This is a genomic window from Pseudomonas sp. G2-4 (assembly GCF_030064125.1).
Taxonomy (GTDB): domain Bacteria; phylum Pseudomonadota; class Gammaproteobacteria; order Pseudomonadales; family Pseudomonadaceae; genus Aquipseudomonas.
Map to the genome: position 1 here is coordinate 2,309,488 of NZ_CP125957.1, position 15,048 is coordinate 2,324,535.

General features: G+C 59.7%; 13 protein-coding genes and 2 pseudogenes. 12 read left to right on the forward strand and 3 right to left on the reverse strand.

Annotated elements, in window-relative coordinates; all coding sequences use genetic code 11:
* Positions 1-16: 16 nt before the first annotated feature.
* The 11 genes and pseudogenes from QNH97_RS10475 to QNH97_RS10525 all read left to right on the forward strand — a co-directional run bounded on the left by QNH97_RS10475 (position 17) and on the right by QNH97_RS10525 (position 12,156).
* Positions 17-310, forward strand: a complete 294-nt coding sequence (locus tag QNH97_RS10475; RefSeq protein ID WP_283556731.1) for a sarcosine oxidase subunit delta — start codon at positions 17-19, stop codon at positions 308-310.
* Positions 303-3,311, forward strand: coding sequence for a sarcosine oxidase subunit alpha family protein (locus QNH97_RS10480; RefSeq protein ID WP_283556732.1), 3,009 nt, complete (start codon positions 303-305; stop codon positions 3,309-3,311). Before QNH97_RS10475 ends, QNH97_RS10480 begins: the two co-directional genes overlap by 8 nt.
* Positions 3,304-3,912 (forward strand): sarcosine oxidase subunit gamma, encoded by a 609-nt coding sequence (locus QNH97_RS10485; protein WP_283556733.1) that lies wholly within the window; start codon positions 3,304-3,306, stop codon positions 3,910-3,912. Before QNH97_RS10480 ends, QNH97_RS10485 begins: the two co-directional genes overlap by 8 nt.
* Positions 3,913-3,973: 61 nt before the next feature.
* Positions 3,974-4,828, forward strand: coding sequence for a formyltetrahydrofolate deformylase (purU, locus tag QNH97_RS10490; protein WP_283556734.1), 855 nt, complete (start codon positions 3,974-3,976; stop codon positions 4,826-4,828).
* Positions 4,800-5,711 (forward strand): bifunctional 5,10-methylenetetrahydrofolate dehydrogenase/5,10-methenyltetrahydrofolate cyclohydrolase, encoded by a 912-nt coding sequence (locus QNH97_RS10495; protein ID WP_283556735.1) that lies wholly within the window; start codon positions 4,800-4,802, stop codon positions 5,709-5,711. Before purU ends, QNH97_RS10495 begins: the two co-directional genes overlap by 29 nt.
* Before the next feature lie 106 nt (positions 5,712-5,817).
* Positions 5,818-6,936: a branched-chain amino acid ABC transporter substrate-binding protein gene (locus QNH97_RS10500; RefSeq protein WP_283556736.1), complete on the forward strand. Its 1,119-nt coding sequence runs from the start codon at positions 5,818-5,820 to the stop codon at positions 6,934-6,936.
* Between the two features lie 74 nt (positions 6,937-7,010).
* Positions 7,011-7,925: an ABC transporter permease subunit gene (locus tag QNH97_RS10505; protein ID WP_283556737.1), complete on the forward strand. Its 915-nt coding sequence runs from the start codon at positions 7,011-7,013 to the stop codon at positions 7,923-7,925.
* Between the two features lie 3 nt (positions 7,926-7,928).
* Positions 7,929-9,229, forward strand: a pseudogene (gene livM / locus QNH97_RS10510) (high-affinity branched-chain amino acid ABC transporter permease LivM).
* Positions 9,226-10,101: an ABC transporter ATP-binding protein gene (locus QNH97_RS10515; RefSeq protein ID WP_283556738.1), complete on the forward strand. Its 876-nt coding sequence runs from the start codon at positions 9,226-9,228 to the stop codon at positions 10,099-10,101. The pseudogene livM and the gene QNH97_RS10515 overlap by 4 nt, the downstream one beginning before the upstream one ends.
* On the forward strand, positions 10,098-10,814 hold the full coding sequence (locus tag QNH97_RS10520; protein WP_283556739.1) for an ABC transporter ATP-binding protein: 717 nt from the start codon (positions 10,098-10,100) through the stop codon (positions 10,812-10,814). The genes QNH97_RS10515 and QNH97_RS10520 overlap by 4 nt, the downstream gene beginning before the upstream one ends.
* Positions 10,815-10,827: 13 nt before the next feature.
* Positions 10,828-12,156 (forward strand): NAD(P)/FAD-dependent oxidoreductase, encoded by a 1,329-nt coding sequence (locus QNH97_RS10525; RefSeq protein ID WP_283556740.1) that lies wholly within the window; start codon positions 10,828-10,830, stop codon positions 12,154-12,156.
* Positions 12,157-12,228: 72 nt separating this feature from the next.
* On the opposite strand, the pseudogene QNH97_RS10530 reads toward QNH97_RS10525, so the two are convergent.
* The 3 genes and pseudogenes from QNH97_RS10530 to QNH97_RS10540 all read right to left on the reverse strand — a co-directional run.
* A pseudogene (locus tag QNH97_RS10530) lies at positions 12,229-12,354 on the reverse strand (L-serine ammonia-lyase, iron-sulfur-dependent, subunit alpha); the annotation flags it as partial.
* A 315-nt stretch (positions 12,355-12,669) separates the two neighbouring features.
* A complete protein-coding gene (locus QNH97_RS10535) occupies positions 12,670-12,969 on the reverse strand; it encodes a hypothetical protein (protein ID WP_283556741.1) in 300 nt (99 codons plus the stop codon).
* Between the two features lie 120 nt (positions 12,970-13,089).
* Positions 13,090-13,695: a TetR/AcrR family transcriptional regulator gene (locus QNH97_RS10540; RefSeq protein WP_283556742.1), complete on the reverse strand. Its 606-nt coding sequence runs from the start codon at positions 13,693-13,695 to the stop codon at positions 13,090-13,092.
* A gap of 160 nt (positions 13,696-13,855) precedes the next feature.
* Between QNH97_RS10540 and QNH97_RS10545 the strand changes: the two genes are divergently transcribed.
* The gene (locus QNH97_RS10545; protein WP_283556743.1) at positions 13,856-15,022 is read left to right on the forward strand and encodes an ATP-NAD kinase family protein; all 1,167 of its coding nucleotides are present in this window, start codon (positions 13,856-13,858) and stop codon (positions 15,020-15,022) included.
* The last annotated feature ends 26 nt before the right edge of the window (positions 15,023-15,048 follow it).

Consider the following 15,048-nt stretch of genomic DNA (forward strand, 5'->3'; position numbering starts at 1 on the left):
TCTGGCGGAAAAATCCATGCTCAAGATCCACTGTCCCCACTGCAATGAAGTTCGCGAAGAAGAAGAGTTCACCTATCGAGGTGAAGCCTTTATCGCCCGACCCGCCGATGCCGCACTGAATACTCTCGACGACGCAGGCTTTGGCGACTACCTGTTCATGCGAGTCAACCACAAGGGGCTGATGTATGAGAACTGGTATCACGGCGGCGGCTGTCGGCACTTTCTCGTGGTCGCTCGCGACAACGTCACCAACGAAATCTCGGGAAGCTGGAGCATGACCGGCGCACCCAAGGGGGTCACTTATGAGTAATGCTACAGTGCGCTTCAGCCAGCCCGGCGGTCATGAGGTCATTGACCGCGACAGCCGCATCAATTTCACCTGGGACGGTGTCGCCATGAGTGGCTTCCAGGGCGACACCCTGGCATCGGCGCTACTCGCCAACGGCGTGCGCGTCGTCGGTCGCAGCTTCAAGTACGGCCGTCCGCGGGGCATCGTCTCGGTCGGCGTCGAAGAACCCAACGCGCTGATCGCGCTGGAAACTGGTGGCTATTTCACGCCCAACATCAAGGCCACCGAAATCGAGCTGTACGAAGGCCTGAACGCACGGCCGGCCACAGGCAAGCCGTCGATCAGCTCCGACTACAAGACGCTGTTCAAGCCGTTCCACAAGTTCATGCCCGCGGGCTTCTACTACAAGACCTTCCAGCAGCCCAAACGACTGTGGCCGCACTACGAGGAGCTGCTGCGCAAGATGGCTGGCTTCTCGGTATCGCCGGTGGAGCCGGACGCCGAAACCTACGAGCACAACAACCTGCACTGTGACGTGGCGGTGATCGGCGGCGGTGTGGCGGGTCTAGCGGCGGCACTGGCGGTAGCCGAGGGGGGCGCGGGCGTAGTGTTAATAGAAGAGCGCCCGGCGCTGGGTGGCAGCTGGTTCACCAATGCCGGTGCGGAAGTCGATGCCGAGCCGGTCAAGGTGTGGATCGAACGCATCGAGCAGCGCCTGCAGAGCATGCCTAATGTGCAGATCCTCACCCGCACCTGCGCCTATGCCTTGCACGACTACAACCTGATCCAGGCGTTGGAACGGGTGCAGGATCACTTGCCCCTGAGTTTGCGTCGCGGCAGCGTGCGTCAGCGCCTGCATAAGATCCGTCCGGCGCGGGTGATCCTTGCCACCGGCGCCCACGAGCGCCTGATCGCGTTCGACAACAACGATCTGCCGGGCATCATGCAGGCCAGCGCGGTGCAGGGCTATGTGCAGCAGCATGGTGTGCTACCAGGCGAGAAAATCGCCATCTTCACCAACAACGACAGCGGCTATGCGCTGCTCAGAGATCTGCACGCACTGGGGCGCCGGGTTGAGGCCATCGTTGATGTACGCGCACAGATTTCCGGGGCGATGCGTAGCATTGCGCACCTGAGCAATACCCGATTGATCAGCAGCGCGGCCGTCGTCGCGGCAGTGGGCAGTGATCAGCTCAAGGCGGTAATCGTTCAGGGCGTCAGCCACAACGGTGACTGCAGTTGGCGCGAACAGGGCGAGCGGATCACATTAGCGGCCGATCTTCTGGCGGTGTCCGGCGGTTGGAGCCCGGTGGTGCATCTGGATTGCCACACTGGCGCCAAGCCATTCTGGTCTGACGAACACTGCGCATTCATGCCAGCGGCACAGGGCAAGTATCGGCATTATGCCGGCTCCCTACTGGGCTTTAGTGCCGCGCGCGACTGTCAGCTTTCGGGCCGCCTGGCGGCACGCGAGGCGCTGCTCAGCCTGGAATTGAGGGCCGCCGATGCGGTCCTCATAGATGCGCCCACCAGTCTAAAGTGCGCGCCGTTCTTCCGCGCTCCGGACTGGAAGGGTAAGCAGTTCGTCGACTTGCAGAACGACGTCATGGCCAAGGACATTGCCCTGGCCATCCGCGAAAACTTTCGCAGCATCGAACACATCAAACGCTACACCGCATTGGGCTTCGGCACGGACCAGGGCAAAACCGGCAACGTCATCGGCGTCGCGATCGCCAGCGAGGTCATGCAAAAGCCCATGACCGCCGTGGGCACCACCACTTACCGTCCGGCCTACACGCCGGTGACCTTCGGTGCCATGGCCGGTGAGTTTGTTGGCGAACTGTTTGAGCCCGAGCGCCACACGCCGATGCATTTCTGGCATCTCCATCACGGCGCTGAGTGGGAAAACGTTGGCCAGTGGAAGCGCCCCTGGTACTTCCCGCGGAAGGGCGAGTCGATGCCCGATGCGCTCAAGCGCGAATGCCTAGCGGTGCGTCGCAAGGTTGGCATGATGGACGCTTCGACCCTGGGCAAGATCGATGTGCAGGGGCCTGACGCCCGCGAGTTCCTCAACCGCGTGCTGCCCAACGACTGGACCGCGATCAAGCCTGGCAATTGTCGCTATACAGTGATGCTCGATGACAACGGCATCGTCAAGGATGACGGCGTGACCGCATGCCTCGGCGACCAGCACTTCCTGATGACCACCACCACGGGTGGCGCGGCGAACATGTTCGTCACTCTCGAAGCCTGGCTACAGACCGAGTGGCCTGACCTAAAGGTATTCCTGACCTCGGTCACCGACCACTGGAGCACGACCGCGGTGGTCGGCGAGTACAGCCGCCAAGTGTTGCGCAGCGTATGCAGTGACATCGACTTTGATCACGAGGCGTTCCCGTTCATGCAATGGCGCCAGGGCACGATCCATGGCGTGCCGGCGATGATCATGCGCATCAGCTTCTCCGGTGAACTGGCTTATGAGGTCAATGTCCAGGCCAACTATGGCCACGCGGTCTGGGATCTCATCCACAAGGCCGGCCAGCAGTGGGGTATGACTCTCTACGGCACAGAAAGTCTGCATGTGCTGCGCGCCGAGAAAGGCTTCGCTATCGTCGGCCAGGACTCCGACGGTGCGGTCAGTCCGGTAGATCTGGGCATGCAATGGCTGTTATCGAAGAAAAAGCCACACAACTTCCTCGGCAAACGCGCATTAGCGCGGCCGTACATGAACGGCACCAACCGCAAACAATACGTCGGCTTGCTGACCCTCGACCCACAGGAGGTACTCCCTGAGGGCGCGCAACTGATCGCCGAACCGAGCAGCAAGCAGACCCAGGGCTACGTGACCTCCAGTTACTACAGCCCGATTCTCGACCACTCCATTGCTCTTGCGATGCTCGAAGGCGGACGGGAGCGGGAAGGGGAAGTGCTGTACGCCGCGCATCACAGCGGCAAGCGAATCGCCGTGCGGGTATGCGGCACTGTGTTTTACGACAAAGAAGGGGCGCGGCAAAATGTCTGATCTGGCCAACGAGCAACTGCAACTGCAGTATCGCACCGCCCTAGAACCCTTCCAGGGTGCCTTGATCGGTGCCAAGCCTTCGCGCCTCAACCTGCGCGAGATTCGCCTGCAGGCTTACATCACTGTGCGCGGAGTCCTCGCCAGCGCCGAGGTCAGCGAGGGGCTGGAAAGCGCTGGCCTGAGCACCCCGGCGAAGCTGAGCTCGACTGCGCATTACGCCACCGATGGCGCCGATGTGCTGCTGTGGATCTCGCCTAACGAAAGCCTGCTGATCAGCCCGATGAGCCAGCGCGATCACTGGGTACAGACCCTACAGCGCACCTTGCAGGGCTCATTCGCGGCGGTGATTGATACTTCCGGCAGCTTCAATTGCCTGGAGTTGCAAGGCCCGGCGGTTGAGGCATGCCTGGCCAAACTCAGCCACTACAACTTTGCCGAGCGCGAGTTCCCGGTAGGCAAGGTGGTGACCACGACGCTGAAGGGTATTCCCTGCCACTTCGTGCGCATGGACCGGGATTGCTTCCGCATCCTCATGCGCTTCTCGTTTTCCCATTATCTGTACCGCCTGATCAGCCACGCGGCTGCGGCGTACCAAGCCTAGGGCGAGCAGATCGTCTATGAGCCGTAAAAAACACTCACAGATCCAAACGCTGGAGAAGGCAATGAGCGCCAAGAAATTCGTCCTCACCCTGGCTTGCAGTGACCGCAAGGGCATTGTCGCAGCGGTAGGCAACTGCATCGCCGCACAGAGTGGCAACATCATGGAGAGCGGCCAGTACGTGGACCCCGACAACATGCGTTTCTTTATGCGCGTGTGCTTCGTGGTCGACGAGCGCACCACCATGGAAAGCTTCCGCGAAGGCTTCGCTCCGGTAGGACTGGCCTATGGCATGGATTGGCAGGTCTATGACCTGGACGTAAGGCCGCGGGTGATGATCCTGGTCTCACAACTGGGCCACTGCCTGAACGATCTGCTTTACCGCAACAGTATCGGTCAGTTGCCTATGGAGCTGGTATCGCTAGTCTCCAACCACCAGAAATTCTCTCGTCGCGCCGAGCACGAAGGCATCCCCTTCGTGTATATGCCGATCACCTCGGAGAACAAGCTCGACCAAGAAGCTGTGATGCTAACGCTGGTGCGCGAGCAGAAAATCGATCTGATCATCCTTGCCCGCTACATGCAGATTCTCTCTGATGACCTGTCACGTGAACTGACCGGCAAGGTCATCAACATCCACCACTCGTTCCTGCCCAGCTTCAAGGGTGCACGGCCCTATCACCAGGCTCACAAGCGTGGCGTAAAGCTAATCGGCGCCACCGCGCACTACGTCACTGCGGATCTCGATGAAGGCCCGATCATCGAGCAGAACGTGCACCGAGTCGATCACGCGGCCACCGCCGACGACATGGTTGCCATTGGCCGCGACACCGAATGCCAGGTGCTGGCCAAGGCCGTGAAACTCCACCTCGAACATCGGATTCTGCTCAATGAAGACCGTACCGTCATTTTCCACTAAAGCTGCGCCCGTGATTATCGATGGCAAGGCTGCCAGCCAGGCTATCGTCGAGCAAGTCAAAGCGGCTGTTGTTGCCGAGCATCTGCGTCCCGGCCTCGCCGTGTTGCTGGTGGGCAGCGATCCGGCTAGCGCTGTGTACGTGCGCAACAAAGGGCTGCGCGCTAAAGAGTGCGGCTTTCACTCGGAGCAGATCGACCTCGACGAGAACACCAGCGAGGGCGAGCTGCTGGCGGTGATCGGCCGGCTCAACAGCGACGAGAACATCCACGGCATCCTCGTGCAGCTGCCACTGCCTCGGCATATCGACGCGCACAAAGTGATCCAGGCTATCCACCCGATGAAGGACGTCGACGGCTTTCACTACGTCAACGTCGGCCACTTGGCCAGCGGCGCGCTGGGCGATGCCCTGGTGCCCTGTACCCCGCTGGGTTCTTTGCACTTGATTCAGCAACACTTGGGCAATGACTTAAGCGGTAAGCATGCAGTGGTGATCGGCCGTTCCAACATCGTCGGCAAACCCATGGCCAGCCTGCTGCTGCAGCACAACTGCACGGTCACCGTGTTACACAGCCGGACCTTCGAGCCGGAGAAGCTCTGCCGACAGGCTGACATTGTTGTCGCCGCGGTGGGCGTTCCGGGGCTGGTCAAGGCCGATTGGATCAAACCGGGAGCGCTGGTGATTGATGTCGGTATCAATCGCATCGAACTGGCAGACGGTAACTCGCGCCTAGTCGGGGACGTTGCCTTCGACGAAGTGGCGCCGCTGACCTCGGCCATTACCCCGGTACCGGGGGGGGTTGGGCCGATGACCATCGCCTTGTTGATGCAAAACACGCTATCGGTGGCACGACGCTTCAAGAAGGTCGGCCTGACGATGCGTTGAACACTGCTTTGCCCTTGGAAACAACTGCCATTCAAACAATAACAAGAGCCTGCGAGTGCTTTTGACTGCTGCCTTAAAACCTTACCAATAAAACAGGAGCGACAAGATGCAAATCTCAAATAAATGGCGTTTGGCTGCGGCAGTTTCCGTGGCAATGGGTTTTTCCAGTGCGGCCTTTGCCGACATCGTGGTCGGAGTTGCCGGACCTTATACCGGTGCTAATGCATCCTATGGCACGCAATTCTGGCGCGGCGCTTCACAGGCTGCGGCGGATATAAACGCGGCCGGAGGAATCAACGGCGAGAAGATCAAGCTGGTACAAGCTGATGACGCCTGCGAACCCAAACAGGCGGTGGCCGTTGCCAACAGACTGGTGGACACTGAGCATGTCAAGGCGGTAATCGGTCACTTTTGCTCATCCTCGACCGTGCCTGCCACGGAGATCTATGACGAAGCGGGCATCCTCTCCATTACACCATCGTCCACCAGTCCAGCGGTCACCGATCGTGGCCTGGTGGGCATGTTCCGCATGTGCGGGCGTGATGACCAACAAGGCATCATCGCCGGTAACTATCTAGTGGATAAACTCAAGGTCAAGAAAGTCGCGGTCATCCACGACAAGGACACTTACGGTCAGGGCCTGGCTGATGCTACTAAGGCGCAGTTGGCCGTGCGCGGCGTCACTCCCGTGGTGTACGAAGGCTTGACCCGTGGCGAAAAGGACTTCAGCTCGCTGGTCACCAAGATCCGCGCGGCCAGCACCGAAGCAGTGTATTTCGGTGGCTGCCATCCGGAAGCAGGTCCGCTGGCTCGTCAGCTGCGCGAGCAGGGCTATAGCGGAATCTTTATGTCCGGCGACTGTATCGTCACCGACGAGATGGTCACCACCGCAGGCGGCCCGCAGTACACCAAGGACATCCTGATGACCTTCGGCAAGGATCCACGCTCGCTGCCGGAAGGCAAGGCGGTGGTCGAAAAATTCCGCTCCAGCGGTTTCGAACCCGAGGGCTACACCCTGTACTCCTACGGCGCCATGCAGGCTATCGCCGCCGCGTTCACCGGTATTCAAGGCACGGACGGTGCCAAGGCCTCAGCCTGGTTGAAGTCGCATAAGGTCGGCACCGTGATGGGCGATAAGGAATGGACCGCCAAGGGTGACCTCAAAGTCTCCGACTATGTGATGTACAAATGGGACGACAAGGGCAAGTACTCACCCGTCGAGTAATCCTGGCGCCCACGCGCGTGTTGGGTGGCATGCCCAGTGTGTGCCACTTTTAACTTTCAGCATGAGTAGCTTTTATGGACGGTATCTTCCTACAGCAGCTGATCAACGGCCTGACCCTCGGGTCGGTCTACGGTCTTATCGCCATCGGTTACACCATGGTCTACGGCATTATCGGCATGATAAATTTCGCCCATGGTGACGTGTACATGATTTCGGCCTACCTTGCCGCTATCGGCATGGCCGTGATGGCATCCTTCGGGATTCATTCGTTCCCGTTCCTGATTTTCGGCACCCTGTTGTTCACCATCGTCGTCACCGGGGTCTACGGTTTCGTCATAGAACGCGTGGCCTATAGGCCGCTGCGCAATTCCACGCGTCTGGCCCCGTTGATCAGCGCGATCGGTATTTCGCTAATTCTGCAGAACTACGCTCAGATCAGCCAGGGCGCCAAGCAGCAGGGCGTGCCTACGTTGCTCGAAGGTGCCTGGCGCTTCAGCCTCGGCGGCAGCTTCGTGCAGCTCACCTATACACGTATTTTCATACTGGTCGCGGCCTTTTCGGGTATGGCGATTCTCACTTACGTAATCAAGTGCACGACCTTAGGACGCATGTGCCGGGCGGTGCAGCAGGACCGTAAGATGGCCTCGATCCTGGGCATCAACACTGACCGCGTGATTTCCTACGTTTTTGTCATTGGCGCCGCTATGGCCGCTCTGGCCGGCGTATTGATCACCATCAACTACGGCACATTCGATTTTTATGCCGGCTTCATCATCGGCATCAAGGCCTTCACCGCGGCGGTGCTGGGCGGTATTGGCTCGTTGCCGGGGGCGATGCTCGGCGGCCTGATCCTCGGCGTGGCGGAGTCGCAGTTTTCCGGTCTGGTCAATACCGACTACAAGGATGTCTTCAGCTTTTCGCTGCTGGTACTGATTCTGATCTTCCGACCTCAGGGTCTTTTGGGGCGGCCACTTGTGGCGAAGGTGTAAAGTATGACAGCAGCGATCAGTAAAACCGTACCACTCAACAAACCCATTTGCCTCAAGAAAAGCGTGATCGACTCGGTGGTCGCCGGTCTATTGGCACTAATCGTGTTTGGGCCGATCGTCGGGGTCGTGCTCGACGGTTACAGCTTCAATTTGGAACCAGCGCGGGTGGCCTGGATCGTCGCGGTAGTGATGGTCGGTCGGCTGCTGCTCAGCCTGTTCCTCCAGACGCCCCGTGGCCTGGCGATTTCTCAGAGCTTCGAGAATCCAGGGGCAGGGGTGCATGTGCTACGCCACGACCACAAGTCGCGAATGCCCTTCATCATCCTAGCTTTGATCGTGGTTGCTCTAGTGTTTCCGGTGTTCGCCAACAAATACGTTCTCACTGTGGTGATCCTAGGTCTGATCTACGTGTTGCTGGGCTTAGGCCTGAACATCGTAGTCGGCCTGGCCGGGCTGCTGGACTTGGGCTACGTGGCTTTCTATGCCATTGGTGCATACGGCCTGGCGCTGGGTTATCAATACCTGGGGCTGGGGTTCTGGTCGGCCTTGCCGTTGGCAGCCATCGCAGCGGCGTTGGCGGGTTGCATTCTCGGATTCCCGGTATTGCGCATGCACGGCGATTATCTGGCAATCGTCACCCTGGGTTTTGGCGAAATAATTCGCCTAGTGCTCAACAACTGGGTGTCGTTCACTGGCGGCCCCAATGGCGTACCGGTGCCGTCGCCGACGCTGTTCGGCCTGGAGTTCGGCCGGCGGGCGAAGGAAGGCGGTGTTCCAATCCACGAGTTCTTCCACTTCGAATACAACCCTGATCTCAAATTCTTGTTCATCTACGCCGTGCTGTTTCTAGTGGTAATGGCCGTGCTCTACCTCAAGCACCGCCTGACCCGCATGCCGGTAGGCCGCGCCTGGGAAGCGTTGCGCGAGGATGAGATCGCATGTCGATCCATGGGCCTCAATCACGTACTGGTCAAGCTCTCGGCGTTCACCATCGGCGCTTCCACGGCGGGCTTGGCAGGGGTGTTCTTCGCCAGCTATCAGGGTTTCGTCAATCCGACGTCCTTCACATTCTTCGAGTCCGCTCTGATCCTCGCCATCGTGGTCCTGGGGGGATGGGCTCGACCATCGGTGTGGTCATCGCCGCGTTTGTGCTGACTGTGATGCCGGAGCTGCTACGCAGCTTTTCAGAATATCGCGTGCTGCTGTTCGGCATCCTTATGGTCCTGATGATGATCTGGCGACCCCGCGGGCTGATCCGCATCAGTCGTACCGGCGTAACCCCACGCAAAGGAGTGGCACCATGAATAACGCGATCATTCTTTCGGTCGAACACCTGATGATGCGGTTCGGCGGCATCAAGGCCTTGAGCGACGTCAACCTCAAAGTCCGGCGCAATTCCATCTTCGCTCTGATTGGCCCAAACGGAGCCGGCAAGACCACAGTGTTCAACTGTCTGACTGGCTTCTACAAGGCCAGCGGTGGGCGCATCGAGCTCAACGCTCAAGGTAAGCGCACCGACGTCATCAAGCTGCTCGGCGAGCCCTTCGCCCCTACCGACTTCGTCTCGCCCAAGGCGTTCTGCAGCCGGCTGTACTACAAGATGTTTGGCGGTACCCACTTGGTCAATCGTTCTGGCCTGGCGCGGACGTTCCAAAACATCCGGCTGTTCCGCGAGATGTCGGTGATCGAAAACTTGCTGGTGGCACAGCATATGTGGGTGAACAGGAGCATGCTCGCCGGCCTTCTTAATACTCGCGGTTACCGCAAGGCCGAACAGCAGGCGCTGGACGCGGCGTTCTATTGGCTTGAGGTGGTCGACTTGGTTGATTGCGCCAACCGCCTTGCCGGCGAATTGTCCTACGGCCAGCAGCGCCGCCTGGAGATCGCCCGTGCCATGTGTACGCGCCCGCAGATCATCTGCCTGGATGAGCCAGCAGCTGGCCTCAACCCCCAGGAAACCATCGCCCTCAGCGGCATGATCCGTCGTCTGCGCGACGAGCACGACATGACTATTGTGCTGATCGAGCACGACATGGGTATGGTCATGGGAATTTCCGATGACATCGTGGTGCTCGACCACGGCAATGTGATCGCCAGCGGCAAGCCCGAGCAAATCCGCAACGACCCTAAAGTTATCGCCGCTTACCTGGGTGCCGAAGAGGAGGAGCTTGTATGAAGACGCCGATTCTTGAAATGTGTGGTATCGATGTGTTCTACGGCCCGATTCAGGCGCTGAAGAAGGTCTCGCTGCATATCCATTCTGGCGAGACCGTCAGCCTCATAGGCTCCAACGGTGCAGGCAAGTCGACGCTGCTGATGTCAATCTTCGGCCAGCCGCGTGCCAGCTCGGGACAGATCCTCTACGAAGGCATTGATATCTCACAGAAGTCCTCACACTACATAGCCTCCAACGGTATTGCCCAGTCGCCGGAGGGCCGCCGGGTGTTTCCCGACATGTCAGTAGAAGAGAATCTGATGATGGGTACTATTCCCATCGGCGACAAGCATGCCAATGAAGACATGCAGCGCATGTTCGATATCTTCCCCCGGCTAAAGGAGCGGCGTAACCAGCGCGCCATGACAATGTCAGGTGGTGAGCAGCAAATGCTAGCTATTGCCCGTGCTTTGATGAGCCGGCCGCGCTTGCTGCTGCTCGATGAGCCGTCACTGGGGTTGGCGCCAATCGTGGTCAAGCAGATCTTTGCTACCCTGCGCGAGTTGGCGCAGAGTGGCATGACAATTTTCCTGGTTGAGCAGAACGCCAACCATGCGCTCAAGCTCTCGGATCGCGCCTATGTGATGGTCAACGGCGAAATCTGCATGACCGGTAGTGGTCAGGAGCTGTTGAGCAACAACGAGGTGCGCAACGCGTACCTGGGTGGTCATTGATCTGGAGGGCTGAATGTCCCGCGCTTATTACCCTATGTACGACTGTATGAGCTCGGCGGCGCCGCTGCCGCAACAGGCCGACGTGGTCATCGCCGGTGCCGGAATCATGGGTTGTGCCGCGGCCTATTACCTGAGTAATCGGGGTTTGAGCGTAGTGGTCTGCGACAAGGCCGGGATCGCTAGCCAGCAATCGAGCCGTGCCTGGGGCTTTGTGCGCCAGCAAATGCGCGATCCGGCCGAAGTGCCGCTTATGAAAGCGGCCATTTCGGTGTGGCAAGGGCTGGAGGTAGAATTGCAGACGTCGCTAGAGTGGATCCAGGCCGGATGCCTTTACAGTGCCGACGACGAGGCGCAAATGGCGCGGTTCGATAGTTGGTTGGCTATTGCCCGTGAGCACGAACTGGACACCTGTCTGCTAGCAAGCAAGCAGGTCAATGCGCTGATGCCAGCGCTAGGCAAGCGCGCTCTTGGTGGCCTCTATACGGCCAGCGATGGCCAGGCAGAACCTCGGCGGGTCACGGCGGCGTTCGCGCAACGGGCACGAGAACGAGGCGTATACTTCGCCGAGGGCTGCGGGGTAACTGGCATCGATACCCAAGCAGGCTTCATCAGTGGCGTTGAGACTGAGCGCGGATACATTTCCACCCGGCGGCTGGTGGTCGCAGCCGGTGCCAGCAGTTGGCGGCTATTGAAGGCGGTGGGGTTGATCATTCCCCAGCAGGTGGTGCGCTGCACCGTGTCGCGTACCAGTGCCGGACCGCAGGTAGGTGGAACAACCTATATCGGACATGGCGTTGGCTTTCGCCAGCGTCGTGACGGGAGCTTTAACATTGCCGACGGTACCCGTGCAATCCTTGATGTGAGCTTCGACCTACTACGCGGGGCTCGATGGTACCTGCCATTGTTAGCTAGGCATGGGGGTATGTTCAATCTGAGCTTCAAGAATGATGTGGTCCGTGACCTGAGCCAACGCTGGCGGTCAGGTCCGCCGCTGCTGGGCGAGCGAGACCCACACGCGCGGCCTGACCCCACCAGTGTCACATCGGCAATACGGTCACTGATCGAAGCGTTCCCCGAGCTCAAGGACGTACGCGTGGTTGAGAGCTGGGGAGGTATGATCGATGTGCTGCCGGACGGGATCCCGATCATCGACGCAACACCTGAGGTACCTGGGTTAGTGATTGCCACCGGCTTTTGTGGTCATGGTTTTGCCCTAGGGCCGATGGTGGGGCAGGTCATTGCCGAGCTGGTAGAAAAAGGCGCAAGCAGTTTTGACTTGCATCGGCTGAGATTGCGCAGGTTCATCGAGGGCGACATCGGGCGGCCGATGTCGCTCTACTGATACAGTGCGCTATGCGCAGCCCTTCCTACAAAACAGCCCGGAAAAGACTTCGTCAGGCTGGAGGTGGCGGAATCAGCACTCTACGAGGTTCACCGCAAGTCCTCCTCGTGAGGTTTCTTTGTACTTATCGAGCATGTCAGCTCCTGTATCTCGCATTGTTCTGATGGCATGATCCAGGGTGATAAAATGATCCCCGTTCTGCTCCGGATCGATCCAAGCTCGCTGGATGGGTCCACATTGCCAGTGGAGGTGCACCGGGCATGGGTAAACGTCGATAGCTGCTCCACAGTTGGCTTCCGAAACCGCCTGATTCAGGCGCTGAAGTGAAATTCTGCTGGCCGGCTTCCTGCTACTGGCGTCAGTCGCCGGCCCAATCACATGTTCCTCCAGCCGCGGGCCTTTCGGCTTGTTCTACGGCCCTTGCGATAGTGCGCATTTCTCTCATGAGTTTCGCGCCCGTTTCGCCCAGCGCCACGGAAGTGCCAGCGTCGGGAACGCTCGGATTGATCAACCTCAACCCGCAGAACATGCCACAGCGGCCCTGCGGTTGGCTACGCGAGAAACCGTGAGCCAGCCAGATGCTAGGGCCAGTATCAACGCTGCCGTGGAAAGCAGGCCGCCTGCCCAGTTGGGCGAGGCGTAGCCGAAATCTTGGGCGATTACCCAGCCGCCCAGCCACGCACCGATGGCGTTGCCCAGATTGAGCAGGCCGATGTTGAAGGAGGCGGCGAGGTTGGGTGCACCGGCGGCGCGGGCTTTGTCCATCACCAGCCGCTGGATCGGTGACACGCTGGCGAAGCCGAAATCGGCCATCAGCAACACGCAGATGGCGGAAGCAACGCGGCTTTCCACTACGGAGTAAAACGCGAACGGCGTTGCGGCTCCAGCAGATCGAGCAGGGTGAACAACCCATCATCCTGCAACACCCAACCGCTACCGATTCACGGCCTCAGGCCCCAGCAGCAACCCCGAAGCCAACGCGACAAAACTCTCCACCACCTGCTCAGACGCCCTATGCGGATCATCAGCATTGGCGATCCACAAGGACGCGCCGAGCAGGGCGCCCATGATCAGGCGTGCCGTCGCTTCGGTGTTGACCGGGCGAATCGTCCCTTCGTCGATCAGCCGTTGGATGCTGCGTTGGGTGCTGCGGATACACGCGTTCTGGCTGGGCCATTGCGAAGGATCGCCCAGCACTGACGGCCCGTCGAGGAACACGATGCGTTGGATTTCAGGTTCCAGGGACATCTTGATGTATGCGATGGATTCATCGATGAAGCCGTCCCAGATCGTGGCCGCCTCTTCGATGATGACCGACAGGCGCGCCATCATTTCTTCGTCGATCTGGGTGATGACGGCCTGCAGCAACCCTTTCTTGTCACCGAAGTGATGGTATAGCGCGCCCCGGGTGAGCCCCGCTTGCGCGGTCAGATCGTCCATCGAACTGTCCGCATAGCCTTTCGTCGCGAAGGCTTCCCGTGCTGCCTTGATCAGCTTGCCGCGGGTCTCCGAAATCATGTCCGCACGCTTCTGCGCCATCGAGCGTTTTCCTCATCAAAATTTAACATGCATGGCGTATGTCAGTTGACATACGCTGCGTATGTCGTATTGTTGCTCACATACGAGGCGTATGCAATCGGCATGGAGATCTGTTTCTTCAGTGCCGGTGACGCCGCTCTTCAGCACAGGATACCGAGCAATGTGTGAGCCGCGCGATCCCGAGAGTTCAGTCACTAGCGTCGGCCAGGGCAAAACCCTCGGGCTGATCGTCAATCCTGTTGCGGGCATGGGCGGTCCGGTGGGTTTGAAGGGCACCGACGGCCCCGACGTCCTGCTAGAGGCGCGACGGCGTGGTGCGCGGCCGGTCTCCAGCGAGCGCGCCGTGCTCGCGCTCAAACGCCTGGCTGCCTCGTCCATGCCTTTTCGCTTGCTCACCGGCTCTGGCGCGTTGGGCGAAGACGTTGCACGCGCCGCCGGTCTCGACCCTATCGTCGTCTACCGCTCAACCTCCGAATCGAGCCAAGCCGATGACACGCGAAGCGCGGCGATTGTCATGGCCTACGCCAATGTTGATCTACTGCTTTTCGCCGGCGGTGATGGCACGGCGCGGGATGTGCTGGGAATGGTCGGTGACCGGGTGCCGATCCTCGGTATCCCGACGGGCGTGAAAATGTATTCCGCCGTCTTCGGTACCAATCCCGAAAACGCTGGAAACCTCGCCGCACGCTTTGTTGCCGGCGAGCCTTCGGTGCGCTTTCGCGAGGCCGAGGTGATGGACATCGATGAAGCGGCCACGCGAAATGACCAGGTGTCGGCGCAACTCTATGGCTACGCACGCAGCCCTTATGAACGTCACCTCGTACAAAACGCCAAGTCCGGCTCTATCGCCAGTGACAACCTGGCGCTGGACGCCGCCTGCCGGCAGGTCGTTCGAGAGATGCAGCCAGGCTGCCTGTACCTGTTGGGTCCCGGCACCACCACGCGGCGCGTGATGACCGAACTCGGCCTGCCATCGACGCTGCTGGGTGTCGATGCCGTGCTGAACCGCGCGCTGGTGGGCTCTGACCTCAACGAATACCAGTTGATCCGGCTGATGGAGGGCTATGAGACCCGCATCATCGTCGGCGTTCTTGGCGGGCATGGCAGCTTGTTCGGCCGTGGCAATCAGCAGATCAGCGCCGAGGTCATCCGCCGGGCAGGGCGCGAGCACCTTATCGTGATCGCCTCGATGGACAAGCTGCTTTCCCTCGACGCCGGTTGCTTGCGCGTCGACACCGGCGACGCCCAAGTCGACGCCGCGCTCAGCGGCCATATACGCGTGCACACAGGACCTGACCGGTCCGTCGTCTTCAGGGTTCGATCCTGACCATTTGTTCCATCCGAAAAAACCGA